The organism is Paenibacillus sp. VTT E-133280, from assembly GCF_002264385.1.
Classification (GTDB): domain Bacteria; phylum Bacillota; class Bacilli; order Paenibacillales; family Paenibacillaceae; genus Paenibacillus_AQ; species Paenibacillus_AQ nitricinens.
Genome location: NZ_NFUX01000096.1, coordinates 1 through 19661 on the forward strand (window position 1 = coordinate 1; position 19661 = coordinate 19661).

Annotated in this window: 16 protein-coding genes and 1 other RNA gene; 11 read left to right on the forward strand and 6 right to left on the reverse strand. The window is 45.9% G+C overall.

Translation table 11 applies throughout. From position 1 onward, the window contains the following. Positions 1-190 precede the first annotated feature (190 nt). The 7 genes from secG (at position 191) to CA600_RS28010 (ending at position 9136) form a co-directional block, all read left to right on the forward strand. Positions 191-424: a preprotein translocase subunit SecG gene (secG, locus tag CA600_RS27980; RefSeq protein ID WP_042123332.1), complete on the forward strand. Its 234-nt coding sequence runs from the start codon at positions 191-193 to the stop codon at positions 422-424. Between the two features lie 343 nt (positions 425-767). Beyond that, a complete protein-coding gene (rnr, locus tag CA600_RS27985) occupies positions 768-3641 on the forward strand; it encodes a ribonuclease R (protein WP_094874409.1) in 2874 nt (957 codons plus the stop codon). Positions 3642-4371: 730 nt separating this feature from the next. Beyond that, positions 4372-4851 (forward strand): SsrA-binding protein SmpB, encoded by a 480-nt coding sequence (gene smpB / locus CA600_RS27990; RefSeq protein ID WP_042123338.1) that lies wholly within the window; start codon positions 4372-4374, stop codon positions 4849-4851. Positions 4852-5049: 198 nt separating this feature from the next. Beyond that, positions 5050-5414, forward strand: a transfer-messenger RNA (tmRNA) gene (gene ssrA / locus CA600_RS27995). A 253-nt stretch (positions 5415-5667) separates the two neighbouring features. Next, a complete protein-coding gene (locus CA600_RS28000) occupies positions 5668-6033 on the forward strand; it encodes a hypothetical protein (RefSeq protein ID WP_094874399.1) in 366 nt (121 codons plus the stop codon). A 438-nt stretch (positions 6034-6471) separates the two neighbouring features. Then, positions 6472-7788, forward strand: coding sequence for an aminoacetone oxidase family FAD-binding enzyme (locus CA600_RS28005; protein WP_094874400.1), 1317 nt, complete (start codon positions 6472-6474; stop codon positions 7786-7788). 31 nt (positions 7789-7819) lie between these two features. Continuing rightward, a complete protein-coding gene (locus CA600_RS28010) occupies positions 7820-9136 on the forward strand; it encodes an NAD(P)/FAD-dependent oxidoreductase (protein WP_094874401.1) in 1317 nt (438 codons plus the stop codon). A gap of 139 nt (positions 9137-9275) precedes the next feature. On the opposite strand, the gene CA600_RS28015 is transcribed toward CA600_RS28010, so the two are convergent. Then, positions 9276-10265: a zinc-binding dehydrogenase gene (locus CA600_RS28015; RefSeq protein WP_094874402.1), complete on the reverse strand. Its 990-nt coding sequence runs from the start codon at positions 10263-10265 to the stop codon at positions 9276-9278. A gap of 128 nt (positions 10266-10393) precedes the next feature. Here CA600_RS28015 and CA600_RS28020 point away from each other — a divergent pair, with 128 nt between their 5' ends. Beyond that, positions 10394-11251: a LysR family transcriptional regulator gene (locus CA600_RS28020; protein WP_094874403.1), complete on the forward strand. Its 858-nt coding sequence runs from the start codon at positions 10394-10396 to the stop codon at positions 11249-11251. A 95-nt stretch (positions 11252-11346) separates the two neighbouring features. Then, positions 11347-12600 (forward strand): mechanosensitive ion channel family protein, encoded by a 1254-nt coding sequence (locus CA600_RS28025; RefSeq protein ID WP_094874404.1) that lies wholly within the window; start codon positions 11347-11349, stop codon positions 12598-12600. A gap of 141 nt (positions 12601-12741) precedes the next feature. Here the strand turns inward: CA600_RS28025 and CA600_RS31390 are convergent, their stop codons facing one another. Further along, complete coding sequence (locus tag CA600_RS31390) at positions 12742-12918, reverse strand: hypothetical protein (protein WP_179085866.1); 177 nt, start codon at positions 12916-12918, stop codon at positions 12742-12744. 266 nt (positions 12919-13184) lie between these two features. On the opposite strand from CA600_RS31390, the gene CA600_RS28030 reads away from it, so the two are divergent. Then, a complete protein-coding gene (locus CA600_RS28030; protein WP_094874405.1) occupies positions 13185-15314 on the forward strand; it encodes a pectate lyase family protein in 2130 nt (709 codons plus the stop codon). A 145-nt stretch (positions 15315-15459) separates the two neighbouring features. Here the strand turns inward: CA600_RS28030 and isdG are convergent, their stop codons facing one another. Genes isdG through CA600_RS28045 form a run of 4 tightly spaced genes read right to left on the reverse strand, consistent with a single transcriptional unit; the run spans position 15460 to position 18544 of the window. Beyond that, complete coding sequence (gene isdG / locus CA600_RS31975) at positions 15460-15774, reverse strand: heme oxygenase (RefSeq protein WP_256990043.1); 315 nt, start codon at positions 15772-15774, stop codon at positions 15460-15462. Between the two features lie 3 nt (positions 15775-15777). Continuing rightward, positions 15778-16596, reverse strand: coding sequence for an ABC transporter ATP-binding protein (locus CA600_RS28035; RefSeq protein WP_256990044.1), 819 nt, complete (start codon positions 16594-16596; stop codon positions 15778-15780). Next, on the reverse strand, positions 16593-17591 hold the full coding sequence (locus CA600_RS28040; RefSeq protein ID WP_094874406.1) for a FecCD family ABC transporter permease: 999 nt from the start codon (positions 17589-17591) through the stop codon (positions 16593-16595). Before CA600_RS28040 ends, CA600_RS28035 begins: the two co-directional genes overlap by 4 nt. Beyond that, the gene (locus tag CA600_RS28045; protein ID WP_094874407.1) at positions 17588-18544 is read right to left on the reverse strand and encodes an ABC transporter substrate-binding protein; all 957 of its coding nucleotides are present in this window, start codon (positions 18542-18544) and stop codon (positions 17588-17590) included. Before CA600_RS28045 ends, CA600_RS28040 begins: the two co-directional genes overlap by 4 nt. A 613-nt stretch (positions 18545-19157) precedes the next feature. Between CA600_RS28045 and isdC the strand changes: the two genes are divergently transcribed. Beyond that, the coding region (gene isdC, locus CA600_RS28050; protein WP_094874408.1) for a heme uptake protein IsdC at positions 19158-19661 on the forward strand (504 nt) is incomplete at its 3' end.

Sequence of the window (19661 nt, forward strand, 5' to 3'; positions counted from 1 at the left end):
AACCCCCGCCATTATGGCGGGTCTTTTTTTGAATAGCTGTTTATCCTAATCTTTCAAGAAAAGCTACGACTTAACAGCCTAGGCTGTTGTATTAACGGCATTGCTATGATAAAATAAGAATACTGTTTATGTATCGTGATAACCTCAATTACCATAGATAGTGATGCTTAGGCGTAGGAGGTGGAAGTGAATGGATATCTTTTTGAAAGTTGTGCTCCTGATTTTTTCCGTCGGTCTTATTGCGGTCGTTCTTCTGCAAAAGGGGAAAAGCGCGGGTCTTTCCGGTGCCATCTCCGGCGGTGCTGAGCATCTCTTTGGTAAAACAAAAGCTCGTGGTATGGAACTTGTACTACAACGTGTAACTGTTGGACTTGCTGCAGGATTCTTCATTATGGCAATTCTAGCTGCTGTTTTCATTGACTAAAGTACCTACAGTAAGCCCTCGCTCTGTTCTGAATGGAATGGAGTGAAGGCTTTTTTGTTATAATTAAAAGGAGAAGCACCTGTTGGTGCTTTTCTTTTCATAGTAGTAAGAATAAAGAATTCGGTACGAAAAGCATCATAAAGAAGACTTTCTTTTTCGGTGGAGTGAAATTTTGTACTGCGTTTACCTTTGGATGACAGTAACAGGGATGCGCAGGATTGATTTCGTGTATACTAGGGTATGAAGTAGGTAAAGGTAAAATTTACTTGGCATTACTACAGAGCAGGACAAGACATACATATTTGCCAGCGGCTTGGAGCCGCGGAGGGTTGGGGTGACGAACATGATAACACAAGAAATATTACTCGATTTCATGCGGGAAACTGCATATAAACCAATGACTTATGAAGAGCTGGTGAGCCATTTTGCTCTAGAAGATAGCACAGGGTTTAAAAAGTTCGAGGAACTACTAATTGAATTAGAGCAGGACGGAAGAATTGTATTAACTCGAAATGCACGTTATGGCGTGCCGGAACGAATGGATTTACTGCGAGGCCGGTTACAGGCTCATGCGAAAGGCTTCGCTTTTCTTATCCCGGATGATCGTGATCATCCTGACGTATATATCCATGCGAATGATCTTAAGGGAGCTATGAATGGAGATATCGTCCTAATCCGTATTACTTCTAAAAGTCCGTCCGGCGGACGTATGGAAGGTGAAGTTGAACGTATTGTAAAACGAGGCGTATTGCAGACAGTTGGCGTATTTCAAAACTTGGAGACCTATGGTTTTGTGCTGCCTGATGATAAACGGATTAACCGTGATATTTTTATTCCAAAGCAATCCTTCATGGGAGCGGTAGACGGCCAAAAGGTCGTTGTGCGCATTGTTAATTATCCAGAAGGCCGATCAGCGGCAGAGGGTGAAATTATTGAAATCCTCGGACATAAGGATGATCCGGGAGTTGATATTCTATCTATTATCCGTAAGCATCAGCTGCCAGAGGCCTTTCCCGCTGAAGTGATGAACGAAGCGGACAACGCTCCGGAATCCATCACAGAAGAGGAAATTGCTGAGCAGGGACGACGCGATTTGCGTGGACTGAACATTGTCACGATAGATGGCGAAGATGCTAAAGACTTGGATGATGCGGTTAATGTTCAGCGGCTGGAGAATGGGCATTACAAGCTAGGCGTGCATATTGCGGATGTAGGTTATTATGTGCGTGAGAGCTCTGAGCTCGATAAAGAAGCCTATGATCGGGGCTGTAGTGTGTACTTGGTCGATCGGGTCATTCCGATGCTGCCTCATCGTTTGTCTAACGGGATTTGCAGTTTGAATCCACAGGTAGACCGCTTAACGATGTCCTGTGAGATGGAATTTAACGAACACATGAAAGTCGTGAAGCACGATGTCTTTACAAGTGTGATTCGCACCAAGGAAAGAATGACTTATTCCAATGTCCGCAAAATTTTGGAGGATGAAGATCCAGAATTGCTGGAGCGCTATAGTCCATTAATTGATGATTTCCGTCTCATGAAAGAATTGGCGATGAAGCTGCGTGATGCGCGGATGCGGCGGGGCGCGGTTGATTTTGACTTTGAAGAGAGCAAAATCATCGTAGATGAGAACGGCAAGGCTGTAGATATTGTGAAGCGTGAGCGTTCTGTAGCTGAGCAAATTATCGAGGAATTTATGCTCGCGGCGAATGAAACAGTCGCGGAGCATTTTCACTGGTTGAAGGTTCCGTTCCTTTACCGGATTCATGAAGATCCGGATCCAGAGAAGCTGCAGAATTTTATGGCTTTTGCAGCTAATTTCGGATATCACGTGAAGGGACGTGGCAATTCGGTTCATCCACGTGCTTTGCAGGATCTGTTGGAGCAAATCCAAGGGACTAAAGAACAGACCGTTATTAGCACAATGATGTTGCGTTCCATGAAGCAGGCGAAATATGATGCGGAGAGCACAGGCCATTTCGGACTGGCTGCGGAATACTATTCCCACTTCACTTCGCCGATTCGCCGTTACCCCGATCTGGTCATTCACCGCGTAATGCGTGAAGTGATTGAGAATGGAGGGGCGCTGAGCCAGAAACGGCATGATTATTTGGCCGGCCGGATGCCGGATATTGCTCAGCAGTCCTCGGAGCGTGAGCGTGTAGCGGTAGAAGCAGAACGCGATACAGAGCAGCTGAAGAAAGCTGAATATATGCAGGATAAAGTAGGCGAGGAATTCGAGGCAATGGTCAGCAGTGTGACCAGCTTCGGAATGTTCATCGAGCTGGATAATACTGTCGAAGGCCTTATTCGTCTCAGCGCTATGAGCGACGATTATTATCACTTCGACGAAGCGCATATGGCGCTCATTGGCGAGCGCACATCGCGGGTGTTCCGCATTGGTGACGAGGTGAAGATTCGAGTCGCCAAGGTAAATATGGATGACCACACGATCGATTTCGAGTTGGTCGACATGAAGCCACGCGCGCCAGGTGAACATCGCGGCGGTGGCTTTGGAGGCGGCCGCGGTGGCAAGGGCGGCCGTGGGGCTGGCGGCTTCGGCAAGCCAGCCGCTGGGGGTAAAGCCGGCGGCGGCAAGGGCCGCGGCGGTAAAGGCAAGCCCGGCGCTGTTGTAGGCGCGGGCAAGAGCAAGCCGGGCGCTGGTGTGCGCGCCGGCGAAGGGCCGCGCGAAGCGGCCGGTGTTGCACCGGGCGGACGCGGAAAGCGGAAGCGCGGGCGTGATACCGGCGAGGATGCGAGCCGGGTAGTGGCGGCGCCGGGCGGAAGCACCGGTGCAGAGCGCGGAGGCGAAGCCGGCAACGCAGGCGCGCCGCGTGAGCGCAGCGGCGGGCGAGGCCGCGGCGGTGACAACGGCGGTGCCGGTGGTGGACGCGGCATTAGCTTCGGCTTTGGCTCCGGCAAAGGCGGATATGGCGCTCCTGCGTCTGACTCTTCCGGCGGCGAAGTCCGCGGTCTGGACGGCAGCACGAAGTTCCGTAGCCGTGAGGACCGCGGTGGTAACTTTGGCGGTGGAGAAGGCCGTGGCGGTGCTCCAACAGGTAAAGGTCGCCGGAAAAAGAAGAACAAAAGCGGTGTGTTCATCGGTCAATCCGTGACACCGGGTAACGTTCAGACGTCGGAACAAGCCGCTTCTAAACGTAGCGATACTACAGGCAGCGCTCCAGACGGAGCTCCTCGTAAGAGAAAGAAGAAATAAATAACGTTATTGGACTGCGTTACGTAGCTCTATGACGCAAGATTAAGCACTGTCTCCTTTGAGGGGGCAGTGCTTTTTTAATTTTTTTTCGCTGCTCAAGTGTGAAATTCTCGTTTCTGAACGAGACTATTGGTTTCCACAAGTTGTTGAGTAATAGCCTGAAGAAGCTATGAGACAGTGTCATTTTGTGACTTTGACACTTGGATTGGAGCGAAGTAACCAGTGTTATAACGATGCTTATTTTTTGATTGCATAATGTGCAGTTAAAATTCCGGTGTTTCAGTAGAGATTGAGGTTAATTGCACTTTGTACAACTAAATCTGATCAGTATCTTCAAAACCGCATGTTTTCGAGTTTTTAACTGCAGAAAGTACAACTAAACAACCATCGAGCGTCTAAATATATTAAATAGATGTATAAAGTGCATTTATGTAGCTTTAGCGAAGCGTCGGAGGGAAAGAGTGAATAGAAAAGGGTATGAGTGGACTGGGATGTGTGAATAAAGAAACACAAACGTATTTTTACAAACAAATGTAATTAAAGTTAACTATTGGGTAAACTTACTGACAACTAGTTGTCAAAATGGCCGAGAAAGGATTACCTGATCCTTCCTTGCGCACAATCGATTCCATTTGTTACAATATAGATCAGACGTTCGATGACTATGTCGTTTAAGATTAGAGAGACATGGTTACTTTAACTTATGAATATGATTCAAGGAGTGATTCTCATGGGTAAAAAAGCAGACGGGAAAGTACTTGCCCAGAACAAAAAAGCTTCCCATGATTATTTTATCGAGGATACTTATGAAGCTGGCTTGGTGCTGACAGGTACAGAGATCAAGTCGCTGCGTAATGGCCGCGCTAATATTGGAGATGCTTTTGCTACGATCCGTAACGGTGAGATTCACATTCACAACATGCATATCAGCCCGTTTGAACAAGGTAATCGTGCTAACCCTACGGACCCGACGCGTACTCGTAAATTGCTGATGCATAAGGAGCAAATTCATAAACTGCTGGGCTTGTCCAAGCGAGATGGATTTACGATTGTGCCACTCAAGGTTTATGTGCGAAATGGCTATGCGAAGCTGTTAATTGGTCTTGGTAAAGGTAAGAAAGAGTACGATAAACGTGACTCTGCTGCTAAGCGTGATGCTCAGCGTGATATCCAGCGTGTATTGCGTGAGAAGCAAAAGATCGCCAGATAATCTAGGAAGAATGGACGATTCAAATGAGTACCAGTTTCCACCTTCAATTCCTTTAACCCACGTGTTAAAGTATTGATAAATGTGATATACTGAGTAAGTAAGATTATTGCTTCGTTACAGACTTCTTCAAGAAGAAGCTGTGGATTGGATCTCTCTTGCTTGGAAGATCCGCTTGATCCGAAGCGCCCTTTTTAATGAGGGGCCGTTCTTGGATTCGACGGGGGTAGTTCGAGCATGAGTAGCGAGTAGTGGGGACGCGTCCGCTTCATCAACGCTAAAGCCTATTAAACGGCAAACAACAAAACAACTACGCTTTCGCAGCCTAAGAAACTGCGCGCGTGCTTCTACCCTGCATCGCCCATGTGACAGGGATAGGGGCTAACAAGTAGTGGGATACGCCGTCTGGTCTCCGCCTGGGGTCAACGGAAGAAGATAATCAGGCTGACCCAACGTATAGCCGGTTACGGGGCGATACTCGGGTGACATCAAAACTGTGACTACACTCGTAGAAGCTTATGTGCCGTTATCTTCGGACAGGGGTTCGACTCCCCTCGGCTCCATAAGAAAAACCCGCTGAATTAGCGGGTTTTTTGCTGTTTAGTGCTTGGATTGTACACCGAATCTAGACAAGGAGTTATGGGGAACTAAATGTGTTCATTATTGCAGACCTATTGTCTACATCTTGAATAAGATCATTCACTTTGAAGTTAATAATTAATGGCACATTTTCCGAAACTACATCTATAAGAACTCGAATTGATATAAAATTATGGTATTAAGCATCCAAAAAGAAAAACATTCGGAGGAATTACTATCATGAGCTTTACTATTGATTATGTTAAAAACAAAAACAGAATTATTGTAACATCGGACGGTATGGATGTTGAGGATGCCCTTGCGTATGCGGAACAATTTCCGAAAGTACTGAAGAAAACTAAGCGAGGGTTTACAGGTATGACTGTAATTACTGGTGGCCTGGTATTTAAGCAAGAAGTGTTGGCAATTCTTGCTCCAACTAGTGAAGAAGCTGTCAAAGCTGGAATCTCTACAAAACACAAATGGGTGTATGTTGCGCCTACCTCGTTCTACAAAGCGCAAATGTATCGTATGTTTAAAGATATTGCAAACTTGTATGAATCGATAGAAGAAGCTGAAACGTATCTTAATTCTGCAGGGAATTAGTATATGGAGTATCAGCGAAAGACACCTTGAAGGGTGTCTTTTTTCATTCTAACGGAAGTTTCGGACAATACGTGGCGGTTAAACGGCTTATCCTTAGACTGTTCTGGGGCTTGCTGTTAGTGGATACAGTAGCAATATCAGCATGACTCACTTACTAGGGGGTATGAAGACGACGGGTGAAGGTACGGTGATTATTAATACTAATATATTCTCATACGTGAATCTGAAAGAATTGTTTAAACGCATGCTCTCTTTCTTTATATGCTGCGTTGTCTTTTTATTTTGATATAATTAATTATTGAGTTTAAGGTATATACAATAGTGGAAAAATAGGGATATAGAGCATTTCCTCGCGAACGGTATACCTATAGATAAAGGATTTAATAGTTACTTAATGCTATAATATTTATTTAGAATAAGAAATAGGGTGAGATCATCATGAATCAATTTCAAAGTACCCACCATAAGCTGTTAATTATCGGCGCGGGTGCTGCCGGACTAATGGCCGCTGTTACTGCGCGTGATATGGGTATCGATACTGCCATTCTGGAGAGCAACGACCGGATTGGAAAGAAGATATTAATGACAGGTGATGGCCGCTGCAACATTACGAATGATTCCACTGCGACGGGTACGGATGAAGCGGTCGCTTTGTCGCGTAAGTACCACAGTAATCAGGCTGGATTTCCATTGGCGGTATTACAGCAATTTGGCATTCGTCAAACCATTGATTTTTTCTCCTTGCTCGGGCTTCCGCTTACAAGATTGAAGGAGGGCTTGATGTATCCGATGTCGCTGCAAGCTGCAGCGGTGCAGGATATTTTTCAGCTTGCGCTGGAGGATCGGAATGTTCCGGTATACCTCAAGAACAAAGTGTTGGATGTTACTGTTTCGACGAATCATCCGCGCTTCACGATAAAATGCCAAACGGAAACAGAGGAGGGGGAGGTACAAGAGGTTGTTTATACCAGTGAATATCTATTTCTCTGTGCGGGTGGCCTTACCGGTCCAAATGCGGGAAAAGAACCTCCTGGTTATATCCTTGCCGAACGTCTGGGGCACTCCCTGGTCGAGCCTTTGCCAGCCATTGTGCAATTGAAGCTAAAGTATCCGAATATGAGGGCGCTGACCAGTATCAAATTTCAGGGACAAGCCCATATCTTTGTAAATGGTAAAAACATTCTCAGTGCATCTGGTGAGATTGCTTTCACGGATTATGGCATTTCTGGTCCGGCAGCTCTCCAGCTAAGCAGGGTAGCTTCTTATTATCTCGCAAGAGGAGAGAATGTGACAGTATCGGTTGATCTGATGCCGGACCGCACGGAGGAAGAGCTAGTTAATTTTTTGGAAATGCTCTGGGAGACCTTTGGACACCGGACTGTTTCAGATTCTCTTGTGGGTATCTTCAACAAGAAGTTGGTTTCTGTCCTGCTGAAGGAGGCAGGCATCGACCAGCAGCCACAGCTACTTTGCCAGGATCTATCGATGAAAACCAAGAGGACATTTTATCGAATCTTGAAGCGTTGGGAATTTAAAGTGACGGATACCAATGGCTTTACGAATGCGCAAGTGACAGCTGGTGGCATCGATACGACTGAACTAATCGAGGGAACGCTGGAATCCAAGCTGGTGCCTGGGCTGTATTTGGCTGGCGAAGTGATGGATGTGGACGGAGATTTCGGCGGCTATAACCTGCAATGGGCCTGGAGTTCCGGATATGTGGCCGCCATGGCGCTAGCTAAGTCAATTCAATAAATTTATTAGGAAAAGGGATGCATCAATTAACATGTATAAGGATCAGACTTCTAAGCACCACGAGCTGTTCATTATCGGTGGGGGTGCTGCAGGTCTAATGGCTGCAGTTACAGCGAGGGATCAAGGTATTGATACAGCAATTATTGAAAGCAATGACCGGCTTGGGAAGAAAATAATAACGACGGGTAACGGGCGTTGCAACATTACGAACCAATCCACCGCCACCGGTACGGATGAAGCGGCCGCTTTATCACACAAGTATCACAGTAATCAGGAAGGATTCCCAATACATGTATTGCGGCAATTCGGTGTCCGCCAAACGATCGAATTTTTCTCCTCGCTCGGGCTTCCTTTTGTAAGCTTGGAGAATGGCCGGATGTATCCGATGTCGCTGCAGGCGGCTTCGGTGCCGGGTGTATTTAAGCTGGCGCTGGAGGATCGGAATGTTCCCGTATATTATAAACATAAAGTGTTGGATATTATCGTTTCGGAGGAACATCCGCGCTTTACGATTAAATGCCAAACGGAGACAGAGGAGCTAGTCGAGTATACCAGCGAATACCTCTTTCTATGTACGGGGGGTCTTACTGCTCCGAAAACGGGAACAGATGGATCCGGTTATACGCTTGTCGAACGGCTGGGACATACTATGATTCATCCTGTGGCAGGCATTGTGCAATTGAAGTTAGATTATCCGTATTTAAAGGAACTATCTGGCATCAAATTCGAGGGATTAGGTCATATTATCGTAAACAATGAAGTCATCCGCAGTGAATATGGTGAAATTCTTTTCACGGACTATGGCATCTCGGGCCCGCCAATACTTCAGCTAAGCAGGAAGGCTGCGTATAATCTCGGAAGAGGAGAGTCCGTGACATTGTCGGTTGATATGATGCCGGAACGTACGGAAGAAGAGGTAATTGATTTTCTGGAAACACACTGGGCGATCTTCGGGCACCGGACAGTTGCGGACGCCTTTATCGGCATCATCAGCAAGAAGTTGATTCCGGTTCTGCTGAAGGAAGCGGGAATTGATCAACAGGTTCACCTGCTCTGTGAGGATTTATCGTGGAAAACTAAGAAAATATTTTATCGACTCATGAAGCGTTGGGAATTTAAAGTGGCCGATACCAATAGCTTCACGAATGCACAAACAACAGCTGGTGGGATCGATACGACTGACCTAGTTGAAGGAACGTTGGAATCTAAGATTGTACCTGGGCTTTATTTGGCAGGTGAGGTGATGGATGTCGATGGTGATTGCGGCGGCTATAACCTGCAATGGGCCTGGAGCTCAGGCCATGTCGCTGCGATGGCGCTTGCTAAACGACGTGCCGGCACCACATAAGAGGCTAGAGGTTGCAGACTCTTGAAACGTTGCGGTGGAATACTTGCATGCATTGAACACACGGCGGCTAATAGATTTGCCATGCCACGGCTCTGCTCCGTTTGGAGTAAGTAAAAGACACCTTGAGAGGTGTCTTTTTTCAATCAATTCTTATTCCAATATTCCCAAACTGCTCGCCCTGTTGCATTCGCTGAAAGGCTTGAAAGGTATCTTGTAAAGGATACATACTATCAATGATAGGGCGTATCGAGTGGAGTTCCATAAATTGAAGCATCGCAACAAACTCTTCACTGCTTCCCATTGAGGTTCCGATGACACTGATTTGGGGAAAAAATATGGATCGTACTGCTAATTCCATTCGATCTCCTGAGCTTGCCCCAAACGTGACGATCCGGCCATTTGGCTTAATGATATCAAAGTACTGTTGGAACGTCGCTGGCCCGATACTATCCAGGATGAGATCTACTGTTTCTCCGTTCATACTTTCCTTCCAATCACTATAACTGTCAAAGGCATGATCTGCTCCATGTGCAAGAGCAACTTGTCTTTTTGTTTCCCTTCGTGATGTGACACTGACTCGTGCACCCGCTGCTGAAGCCATAAGCATGGCATAAGTAGCCACACCGCCACCAATACCTGGAATAAGGATATGTTCACCTTGCTGTAAGCGGCCTCTCGTAAACAAAGCCCGATAGGCTGTCAAGGCAGATAAGGGCAACACGCCCGCTTCTTCCCAAGACAAATAAGCCGGCTTACTGATGGCATTTTGCACAGGGATGATGATAGACTCGGCAAATGTACCATCTGAAGGGCCGCCCACTATGGCCGGAACATTCGGGACATCGTGGGTGATTTCCCATCCGATACACGGATTAATGATTACATCGGTACCTACTGTAAGTGATGTTACGCCTTCACCTACCGCTTCAATTATACCCGCCCCATCAGAGCCCATAATCAGGGGAGAATCCTCATTTGTTCGATCCGCCATGAGAAATAAGTCTCGATGATTTAACCCTGCGGTTTTAAGCCTTACTTTTACTTCGCCGAAGCCCGGCTGTTTGTCAACAACGTCTTCATATGTCAGGCTCTTCAAGCCGTTCATCCCAGCATGTACGATTGCTTTCATCCTAATCCTCCAGTAATTCGTATTTCAATGAATCTATTCTGAATTGTACAGAGTGGGAATCATACAGTAAAATGAACAAAACCGAATATGAGTATCATAAATGATCATACCAAGCAGGTGACATAGAAATGGAAAGCGGAGATTTAAGAATATTTCAAGCTGTAGCTCAAGAGGGTAGTATAACCAAGGCTGCGCAAATGTTAAATTATGTACAATCTAATGTGACGACTCGAATTCAGTATCTTGAGGCGCAGTTGAAAACCCCTCTTTTTCGGAGGTCCAATCGAGGAATGACGCTAACTTTGGCTGGCGAAAATTTACTGGAATATGCGGATAAGATACTGGCTCTGATGGATGAGGCTGTGAAAACTACACAATATTCGGACCATCCTGCAGGGCCTCTTCGGATAGGCTCCATTGAAGCGACAGCAGTCATTCATCTGACTCCGCTATTGGCCGAGTATCAATCACGATATCCGGATGTTAATTTATCGCTCACTACGGGTGTGACACATACGCTCTTACAAAAGGTGCTGGATTACGAGCTTGATGGAGCGTTCGTCTATGGTCCTGTTGATGATCCAGATATAGAACATATTGCGGCCTTTGAAGAGGAGTTGGTGTTGATCTCTGAGCCGGGACAAAACGAAATGTATGATCTACTCATGAAACCGATGTTGTTCTTTGACGTTGGATGTACGCATCGGGCAAAAGCAGAGAGTTTTCTGAGAGGCACTGGCCTGACCACTTATCAGATAATGGAATTTGGAACATTAGCAGTTATTCTAGATGGCGTTTCCTCTGGACTCGGTGTGTCTATGCTGCCACAGTCATCGATAGCCAAGGCTGAAGAACAGGGCATAATTACTTCCCACCGTTTGCCTGAAGAGTATCGAGATTTGCAGGTATGGTTTGTGCATAGGCATGACTCGATTTACTCAAGCGCGTTGACAAGGTTAATCCAACTAGTTAAAACTAGGCAATAATAGTTAACCCGCAACGACCGAAGTGTTGAATGTTAGTTTAGTACTAGACTATTTCATCAAACAACAATCTAAGAACACGCAGCAGGAGGAAAATGATGAACTTTATTAAAGATCAACTAGCAGAATACGGTGTAAGCGAACAAATGACAGTTTATCTTTCGAATATAATCATGGTCTTATTTATAGCACTACTCTCTATATTGGCCAATTTAATAGCCAAAAAGATTGTGCTGAAGATAATTATTCATTTCATTAGTAAGGATCGGTATTCGTGGGATAATATCGTTTTGGAGAAAAAAGTGTTTCACAAGCTGTCGCATCTCGCGCCAGCCTTCATCATCTATTATTCTGCGTCTATCTTTCCGCTATATCAGGCTTTTATTGAAAAATCCGCCTTAACTTATATGATTATCGTAACTATCACAGTGTTTAATGCACTACTTAATGCAATCGATGCTATTTATCGCTCGTTTGAGATCTCCAAGATTAGACCGATTAAAGGGTACATTCAGGTTGCAAAGATTATTCTATTTATCATTGGTGTTATTGTGGTGATCTCTAACCTCGTTGGTCAGAATCCACTGATTATACTTAGTGGGTTAGGTGCATTATCAGCTGTTTTTATGCTAATTTTCAAAGATTCTATATTGGGCTTGGTGGCAGGTGTTCAATTATCATCGAATGATATGGTGCGTGTAGGTGACTGGATCGAAATGCCAAAATATAATGCGGATGGTGATGTAATTGACATTACATTGAATACGGTAAAGGTTATGAATTTCGATAAAACAATCACCATGATTCCTAGCTACGCCCTTATTTCAGACTCGTTCAAAAACTGGAGGGGCATGCAAGTATCTGGCGGCAGAAGGATTAAACGAAGTGTTCATATCGATACAAGCAGCATATGCTTTTGTACAAAAGAAATGATGGAGGAATTCCAGAAGATTCACTACCTTTCCGATTTTATAAAGGCAAGATTAAATGAAATTAGCATTTATAATATCGAACATCAAATCAATACGGAGAGTAAAGTAAATGGAAGACATCTCACTAATGTTGGTGTATTCAGAGAATATATCCATGAATATCTGAGGAATCATCCTAAAATTCATAAGGATATGACACTGATCGTCAGACAGCTAGCGCCAGAGGATAATGGACTGCCCTTAGAAATCTACGCGTTTAGCAATGATACTAACTGGGTGGTGTATGAATCGGTTCAAGCTGATATCTTTGATCACATTTTTGCAGTTGTACCGATATTTGGGCTTCGTGTCTTCCAAAACCCGACGGGCCATGATATTGCTCGCTTAAAAGAAAGCAAAGAGTATTCATCCGGATACTGAAGATAAAAATGATTTGCAGGAGAAGGCATTTCTTAATATCAGTAAAAAAGCGACCATCGTGGTCGCTTTTTTACGCTTTTTTCATTTTGGAAAGAATCATAAAACGTGCGGTTTATTGGGGTTCGGGCATAGCTGAAGACTCTAATGGAAGTTCCCAGATTCATTTTCTGAGAATTTGCCATCGCTGTCATGCAGAGCTTGTTTGCGGCGATCATTACGGGCTTGCTGCTGCTGTTGGGCTTCCAGGCTGTTTACGGGCGTGGCTTCCAGTTCTTTTACTGTGTTGATTAGATTCTTATCTGGTTGATTTGCACTCAATTGAAAGCTCCTCCCTTGATTATCTAATGGTTGTGATTTTTATTATGTGCTGGCTACTGTGTGGCTATTCGTGTTGTATTTTCACAAGAGCCCAGGATACATTGCCGAGAGTACGGATGTATCAATGCTCTGTCCTATAATCATTAACTCAGAATACTGTTAGATGTGAAAAATATGAGGAAATGATTGTATCGGAACTGATTTCTGTTCTGATATGTTGGGGATGTTTCAGTTCTATAAAATGTAATATTTCAGGAGGGAATAAAATGAAAAAAAGTATTGCCAAGGTAATCAGTATTGGTGTGTTGTTTTCTCTTGCACTTTCTTTGATAGCAGGTGGATGGACAAATACAGTAGTGCATGCTGCTGGTCTTTCGATAACAGGCAGTGGAGGCTGGAATGAAGCGGCATATGTGGAATGGTCACCTGTAAGTAATGCGACAGGATATAACGTATATGTTAAACAGGCAAGCGCGTCAGATTCGGGGTACCAACAGATTGATAATGAATTGATCCGCAAATATTCTTCCTATTGGAGAGCGGATGCTGTAGGGCTTGCAGCTGGAAGTTATGTAATGAAGGTTGAAGCTACCCTGTCGGGGGGAGGAGCGGCAAGTGCAGTATCAAATACGTTATCCGTAACGTCATACGATCGATCTGGATTTTCTTTTTCGGCAAGCTCGCCATTTGGTACGGGTTCTGGTGCTTATAATGAGAATGGAACCCTTAGGAATGGTGCTCAAGTGCTTTATATAACATCTCAGAATGCGAAAACCATAACACTTGATGTGAAAATCAACAGCTCAGGTGCTGTACAAACTGGCGTTGGTCTTGGTAGTATCTTGGCTCTGAGACAAAAGGGTTATGATACAACCCCACTTGCCATCCGAATTATCGGTAAAGTTACAGCTGCTGACCTGAGCGGACAGCTTAACAGCAGTGGATATCTTGAAGTCAAAGGTAAAAATAATTATTCGGAAATGAATATTACAATCGAAGGTATCGGAAAAGATGCTTATGCATACAGTTGGGGGTTGCTGCTTAGATATGTTGGTAATTTGGAAGTAAGAAATCTGGGTGTGATGTTATTTCCTGACGATGGCATTTCAATGGACACAGGCAATGCGAATGTATGGGTGCATAATAATGATATTTTCTATGGATCCGCAGGGAGCGATGCAGACCAAGCCAAGGGTGACGGATCTACGGACCTCAAAAAAGGATCGACGTACATTACCATCTCGTATAATCACTACTTTGATTCCGGAAAGGCTGCTCTAGTCGGACTTAGTGAGTCTGCAGAATTCTTTGTTACCTTCCACCATAACTGGTTCGATCATTCGGACTCCCGTCATCCGCGGATCAGAGTGGCCTCTGTTCACGTCTATAATAACTTCTATGATGGAGTCTCGAAATATGGTGTCGGCGTTACAACCGGAGCTTCGGCTTTTGTGGAATCCAATGTATTTAGAAATACTAAAGACCCAATGCTTAGTTCTTTACAGGGTACAGATGCTTTAGGTGAGGGTACGTTCTCGGGTGAAAATGGAGGTGTGATTAAAGCTTATAACAATCTAATTGTTGATGCTTCAAGTCTTATCTACGCTAACTCCAATACAGGCACAGCTCCTGCTAATGCAGCCTCATTTGATGCCTACTTAGCCTCGTCTAGAAATGAATCCGTCCCAGGCTCATACAAAGCATTAAAAGGCGGAACAGCATATAATAACTTCGATACGAGCGTCCAAACCGGAGTGAACGTATCGAATATTGATAACGTAAGCAATGTAGAACAGGTTGTTACGGCAAAAGCCGGACGTCTGAATGGCGGAGACTTCACATGGGCATTTAATGATTCCGTGGATGATGCATCGTATGCGCTGAATACAGCGCTGATGTCTGCAATCAGAAGCTACACAACGGGGCTTGTCTCTGTAGGGGGCAATTCAAACCCAACAAGTCCGACTCCAACAGCTACTCCTGTGCAAACAGCAACACCATCTCCAACAATAACACCAACACCTGTACCTACACCGACTCCAGCGGGCACGCCAGTGCCTTCAGCGGAAGCAACCTTGCATAACTTTACCACTGATGGAACAACGAGCAGCTTCTTTAATATTCAGGGGAATCTCTCAACCAGTAAGGGAAATGTGACATATCAGGGTTCAACCCTAACCCAATGTCTAAAAATTGAGAGTGCAACCAGTATTCAGTTCACAGCTGCTAAAGCTTCAACCCTAACCCTAGTGTTCAACACAGAAGGAACCAAAATCAAAGTGGATGGAACAAGTTATCCTATAACGAATGGCATTGCCACTGTCTCCATTACGGCGGGCGCACATATCATAACGAAGGATAGTACGGCGAATCTGTATTATATGAAGTTGGAATAGATAGTTTTTTCTAAACTGTGCTTCAATAAAATTTTCAAACAGCGGTTCGACGTGCCTCAGCTTCAAAGGAGTATTAGAAAGCGACCTATAAGGGTCGCTTTTCTTTGCTTTTTCTATGATCTTAATACTCTTAACTAAGCCAAGATCAGGCACTGATTGGATTACGAACGATTTTAACCTCATGGAAAGAAATAGTGTTCGATAGAATATATTCTGGCGTCTGCCGGTGGGAATGCGACTCGCGGAAGGCGTCGCTACGGGTCCAGCCCTGAAAAGCTTCTTTGGACTCCCAGCGCGTGCAGATGGTTACTTCGTCATATTCGGCTGGCTTTTCATTTAGGAGTACCTCGAGACCGAGAAACCCTTCCATTTCTTCAACCTTGCCGACCTTATCGAATCGGTTAATCAGCAGCGAAGCCTGGCCTTTGGAAATTTGAGAAGTGTTGTTTACGATAATCATGGTTCATTCCTCCAATTTATAATAGGGTTTGGGAATAATGACAGGGTAATTCTCTACATAAGTCACTGAAGCCTCAAGGTCATATACGTTCTTTAAAAAGTTAGCATCCAGCAGCACTCGCGGACTTCCCTCGGTTACAACGACACCGCCACGCAGTGCAATCATATGGTGACTGAAAGCGACGGCTTGCGGCAGATCATGCAGTACCATCACAATGGTGATTCCAGTCTCTCGATTGATGGACGCAAGCATGTTCATGACATCGAACTGATGGGTGATGTCCAGAAAAGTAGTCGGTTCATCAAGAAGCATAATGTCCGTATTTTGAGCCAGGGTCATGGCGATTCTGGCTCTTTGCTGCTCACCTCCGGATAAGGTATGGAACATGCGGTCCGCGTAACTGGAGGTACCCGTCAGCTTAAGCGCATGATTAATCCATTGGTTGTCCTCGGCGCTTGCCGAGTAGTTCCATGGGCTTTGGTATGGAGAACGGCCGTAGGCTACCAGTTCGCGAACGGTTAAATTCTCCGGTACATGCTTGGACTGGGGCAGCATTGCTAGGGTACGGGCCAATTTACGGCGCGGGAACTTGCGCAGCTCTTCGCCGAGAATCCGTACTCCTTCTGACTCTGGAGTGGTAAGTCCGGCTAAGATGCGAAGCAGCGTGGATTTCCCCGAGCCGTTGGGGCCCACAATCGCAGTGAGTTGCCCATACGGAACGCTAAGCTCGATATTTTTTAGCCTGAAGCCACCGTGTGCATACTGCAGCTGTTGGCATTCAATGGCCGGAGAAATTTTGATTGTATTACTGCTTGGGCTCATGGAGTCAACCTCTTTCTGCGAAGCAGGTAGAGGAAAAAGGGTGCGCCTACTCCGGCAAGCAGAATCCCAACCGGCAACTCCACTGGATCGAACCAAGTGCGGGCAGCCGTATCCGTAAATACGACAAGGGCAGCGCCGCCCAGCATGGAGACCGGTAGCAGAAAGCGGTAATCCCCGCCTATCAGCAGACGAACCGCGTGCGGAACAACCAGCCCGACGAAGCCGACTAGTCCGGCCACGCTGACGGCGGTTCCAGCAAGAAGTGCGGCCAGCACAATAATCAGGAAGCGTGACACTTCCGCCCGTAGCCCGAGTAGCCGGGCAGAATCATCCCCGAGAAGTAGAAGATTTGCTGGCTTAATGGCAAGGAGCGATAAGGCTAACCCGATCAGGGCATATGGCGCTGCGAAGCCGAGATGATGCCAACTGCGTCCGCTGAGTCCACCGGATAACCAGGGCAGCACCGCCTGAACGCGGTCGCTGAAAACGACCATGAATCCGTTCATAGCAGCGCCCAGAAGTGCATTGATCGCCACGCCAGCTAGCACAATTTTCATGGGAGAAGCGCCGCTGTCCCAGGCCAGCAGGTAAATCATGATCGCGGCCAGAAACGAGCCAAGAAAAGCTCCGGCAGGCAGCAGATAACTGTACTGCGGCAGAACAACCATCGCAATGACGGCGGCTAACCCCCCACCCGCAGAGACGCCGATAATGCCTGGATCGGCCAGGGGATTGGACATGACCCCTTGAAGTAGCGCGCCGGACACAGCTAAGCAAGCGCCCACCAGGAGCCCGATTAGTACTCTGGGCAACCTTAGGTCCATAATAATCAGCCCGGTTGTTTCCGGGCGGTCGCCCAGCAGGATGGACCAGACTTCACTGGGAGAAATGGGAACAGATCCATAAGTTAGCCCATACAGACAGGCCAACAGCAGCAGAATAGGAGCAATGATGCAGGCAAGAGTTCTGCGAGTATTGCGTTGCTCCTTGTTCATTGCGCCTCCAAGTCGGCGAACAACGATACGAGAAGCTGTAAGGCTTCGGTCACCCTTGTTCCGGGATTCGTGCCAAACAGATCGGCGGGAAGTACGCGAACCCGGTTATGTACGACGGCATCGATAGAACTCCAAGCCGCATTCTGCCGCATTTCCTGTTCAAAGCCCTTCTGCACTTCCTCACCATTCCCGTGGGTCATGATAAGGATGATCTGTGGATTGGCTTCCATGACCCGTTCTGTATTCAGCGTGGCATATTGCGGATAGCTCTGCAGCGCGGGATAATCCGCTGCAATATTGTCTCCACCAGCAAGCTCCAGAATATTTCCGCCCAGAGAGTTCGGTAGCGCCACCATATAGGTACCGGGAGCACCATAAACCAGCAGTACCCGTGGTTTCTCACCTGTGCGATTAGTGGTTGCTGCCTTTACCTCGGCCTCAATATCTGCACTTAACTGCTGCGCTTCAGACTCCTTCTTCAGCATTTGACCGAAAAGGCGAATTTGCTTCGTGATGTCTGCTACTGAGTTGGCCTGTGTAAGTACCATTTTGGCCCCGATACCCTCAATAGCTGGGATATCTTTGGCATTCATCTGCGTATTACCAAGCACAGCATCTGCCTTAAGATAGGCGATCTTCTCCAGATCTACTTCATGCGCTGTACCGATCTGCATGACTTCTTCGGTTCCCTTAAGCGGGGTGCTTGTAGTCGGTTTACCGACCAAAGTTCCTCCCAGTGCGATAATAATATCCGCTTCTCCATTGCCCAGCGCTACAATATGCTGAGGCACAGAGGGGAAGCTGACTTGCCTTTCCGCAAAATCGGTTAGGGTCAACGCTGGCAGAGCGGCATCTGCGTCAGCAACTTCCGTATCTCCAACTGATCCGCAAGCGGTGAGCAGGAAGGCGCACAAAGTTAGAAGCAGGAGAGGTGCATGCCATTGTTTAGCCATGGATAACCTCCTGTGTGATTGATTTTACCCTCATAGCAGATTTTCGGAAGAAGCGCTTGATGAGGGATGAAAGTAAGGAATGAAATGGCTCTTTCCCGTTTAAATGATAATGAATATCATTATCGTTGTCAAACAATATTCACAATTGCAGGAGTGAACATTGATATCTGGGCTTGAACTTAGAATAGACATGATGTATGTGATTTTAGTTGAGATTGTTAAGTGATCAGGCGATAATCGAGGAACTCAAAAGAATGGTTTTAATCACCAAATTACGCATAAAAAATAGAGTAGAATAATTGTTATATGCAGTTTACAACAATCATTGCTAGGTGCTGAATGTGGGGCTGTGGCGCAGAGATTTCAACAAATAGGTTGCGAAAATAAAGATTTTTTTAAAAAAGAAGATATTAAAATAAGGATTGACAAAATTTGAAGTATCGCATTATCATCGTGTCATCACCCAATTTGTACCTGTTTACTGGCACATTACAAGTGAGCTTGGAAAATATAAGGGAAAAAGGGGAGCAGGAGTTGCTTTTTTTTTGTCACATAAGTGATAATGATTATCATTGATAATTACACTAGTTTTGAAAGGGGGTAGGTTTATAGCATGACGATTCGAAAAAAATTAGGACTGGTGTTCATGCTCGTACTGATGTTTACCTACACTGTGCAGCCGTTGCTTCAGGTTTCTGCCGCTCCGGACGATGGAACCTATAGCGTCGATTATGTCGTCAAGAAGGCCGAAGATGAGTCCGTTTCCATGGCTAATGATTATTTTGATAAGCCTGCTGAGCTGACAGTTTCTGGCGGAAAGGTTAAAGCACGTTTGCAGCTGAATCACAGCGAGTGGATCACCGAGTTTCAGGTACCGAACGGCAACGCTAAAGTGCTAAGCAGCAATAAGACAGCTGATACACGAGTGGTGGAATTTGAAGTCAAGGATATAGAAAAACCGGTGATTGCGAAGATTCATGTCACAGTGCCGTCCATTGATTATGATCATGACTACACGATCCGAATTGTGTTTGAGGCTGGGGAATTAAAGGCGGCAGCACCGGCGACGAAGAAGCCAGTGACCGCGCCAGTAGCGACAAAGAAACCAGCGACCGCG

Bases quoted from the DNA above. Each gene is read 5' to 3' on its own strand.
- secG (WP_042123332.1), top strand. From the start codon at position 191: ATGGATATCTTTTTGAAAGTTGTGCTCCTGATTTTTTCCGTCGGTCTT.
- rnr (WP_094874409.1), top strand. From the start codon at position 768: ATGATAACACAAGAAATATTACTCGATTTCATGCGGGAAACTGCATAT.
- smpB (WP_042123338.1), top strand. From the start codon at position 4,372: ATGGGTAAAAAAGCAGACGGGAAAGTACTTGCCCAGAACAAAAAAGCT.
- CA600_RS28000 (WP_094874399.1), top strand. From the start codon at position 5,668: ATGAGCTTTACTATTGATTATGTTAAAAACAAAAACAGAATTATTGTA.
- CA600_RS28005 (WP_094874400.1), top strand. From the start codon at position 6,472: ATGAATCAATTTCAAAGTACCCACCATAAGCTGTTAATTATCGGCGCG.
- CA600_RS28010 (WP_094874401.1), top strand. From the start codon at position 7,820: ATGTATAAGGATCAGACTTCTAAGCACCACGAGCTGTTCATTATCGGT.
- CA600_RS28015 (WP_094874402.1), bottom strand. From the start codon at position 10,265: ATGAAAGCAATCGTACATGCTGGGATGAACGGCTTGAAGAGCCTGACA.
- CA600_RS28020 (WP_094874403.1), top strand. From the start codon at position 10,394: ATGGAAAGCGGAGATTTAAGAATATTTCAAGCTGTAGCTCAAGAGGGT.
- CA600_RS28025 (WP_094874404.1), top strand. From the start codon at position 11,347: ATGAACTTTATTAAAGATCAACTAGCAGAATACGGTGTAAGCGAACAA.
- CA600_RS28030 (WP_094874405.1), top strand. From the start codon at position 13,185: ATGAAAAAAAGTATTGCCAAGGTAATCAGTATTGGTGTGTTGTTTTCT.
- isdG (WP_256990043.1), bottom strand. From the start codon at position 15,774: ATGATTATCGTAAACAACACTTCTCAAATTTCCAAAGGCCAGGCTTCG.
- CA600_RS28035 (WP_256990044.1), bottom strand. From the start codon at position 16,596: ATGAGCCCAAGCAGTAATACAATCAAAATTTCTCCGGCCATTGAATGC.
- CA600_RS28040 (WP_094874406.1), bottom strand. From the start codon at position 17,591: ATGAACAAGGAGCAACGCAATACTCGCAGAACTCTTGCCTGCATCATT.
- CA600_RS28045 (WP_094874407.1), bottom strand. From the start codon at position 18,544: ATGGCTAAACAATGGCATGCACCTCTCCTGCTTCTAACTTTGTGCGCC.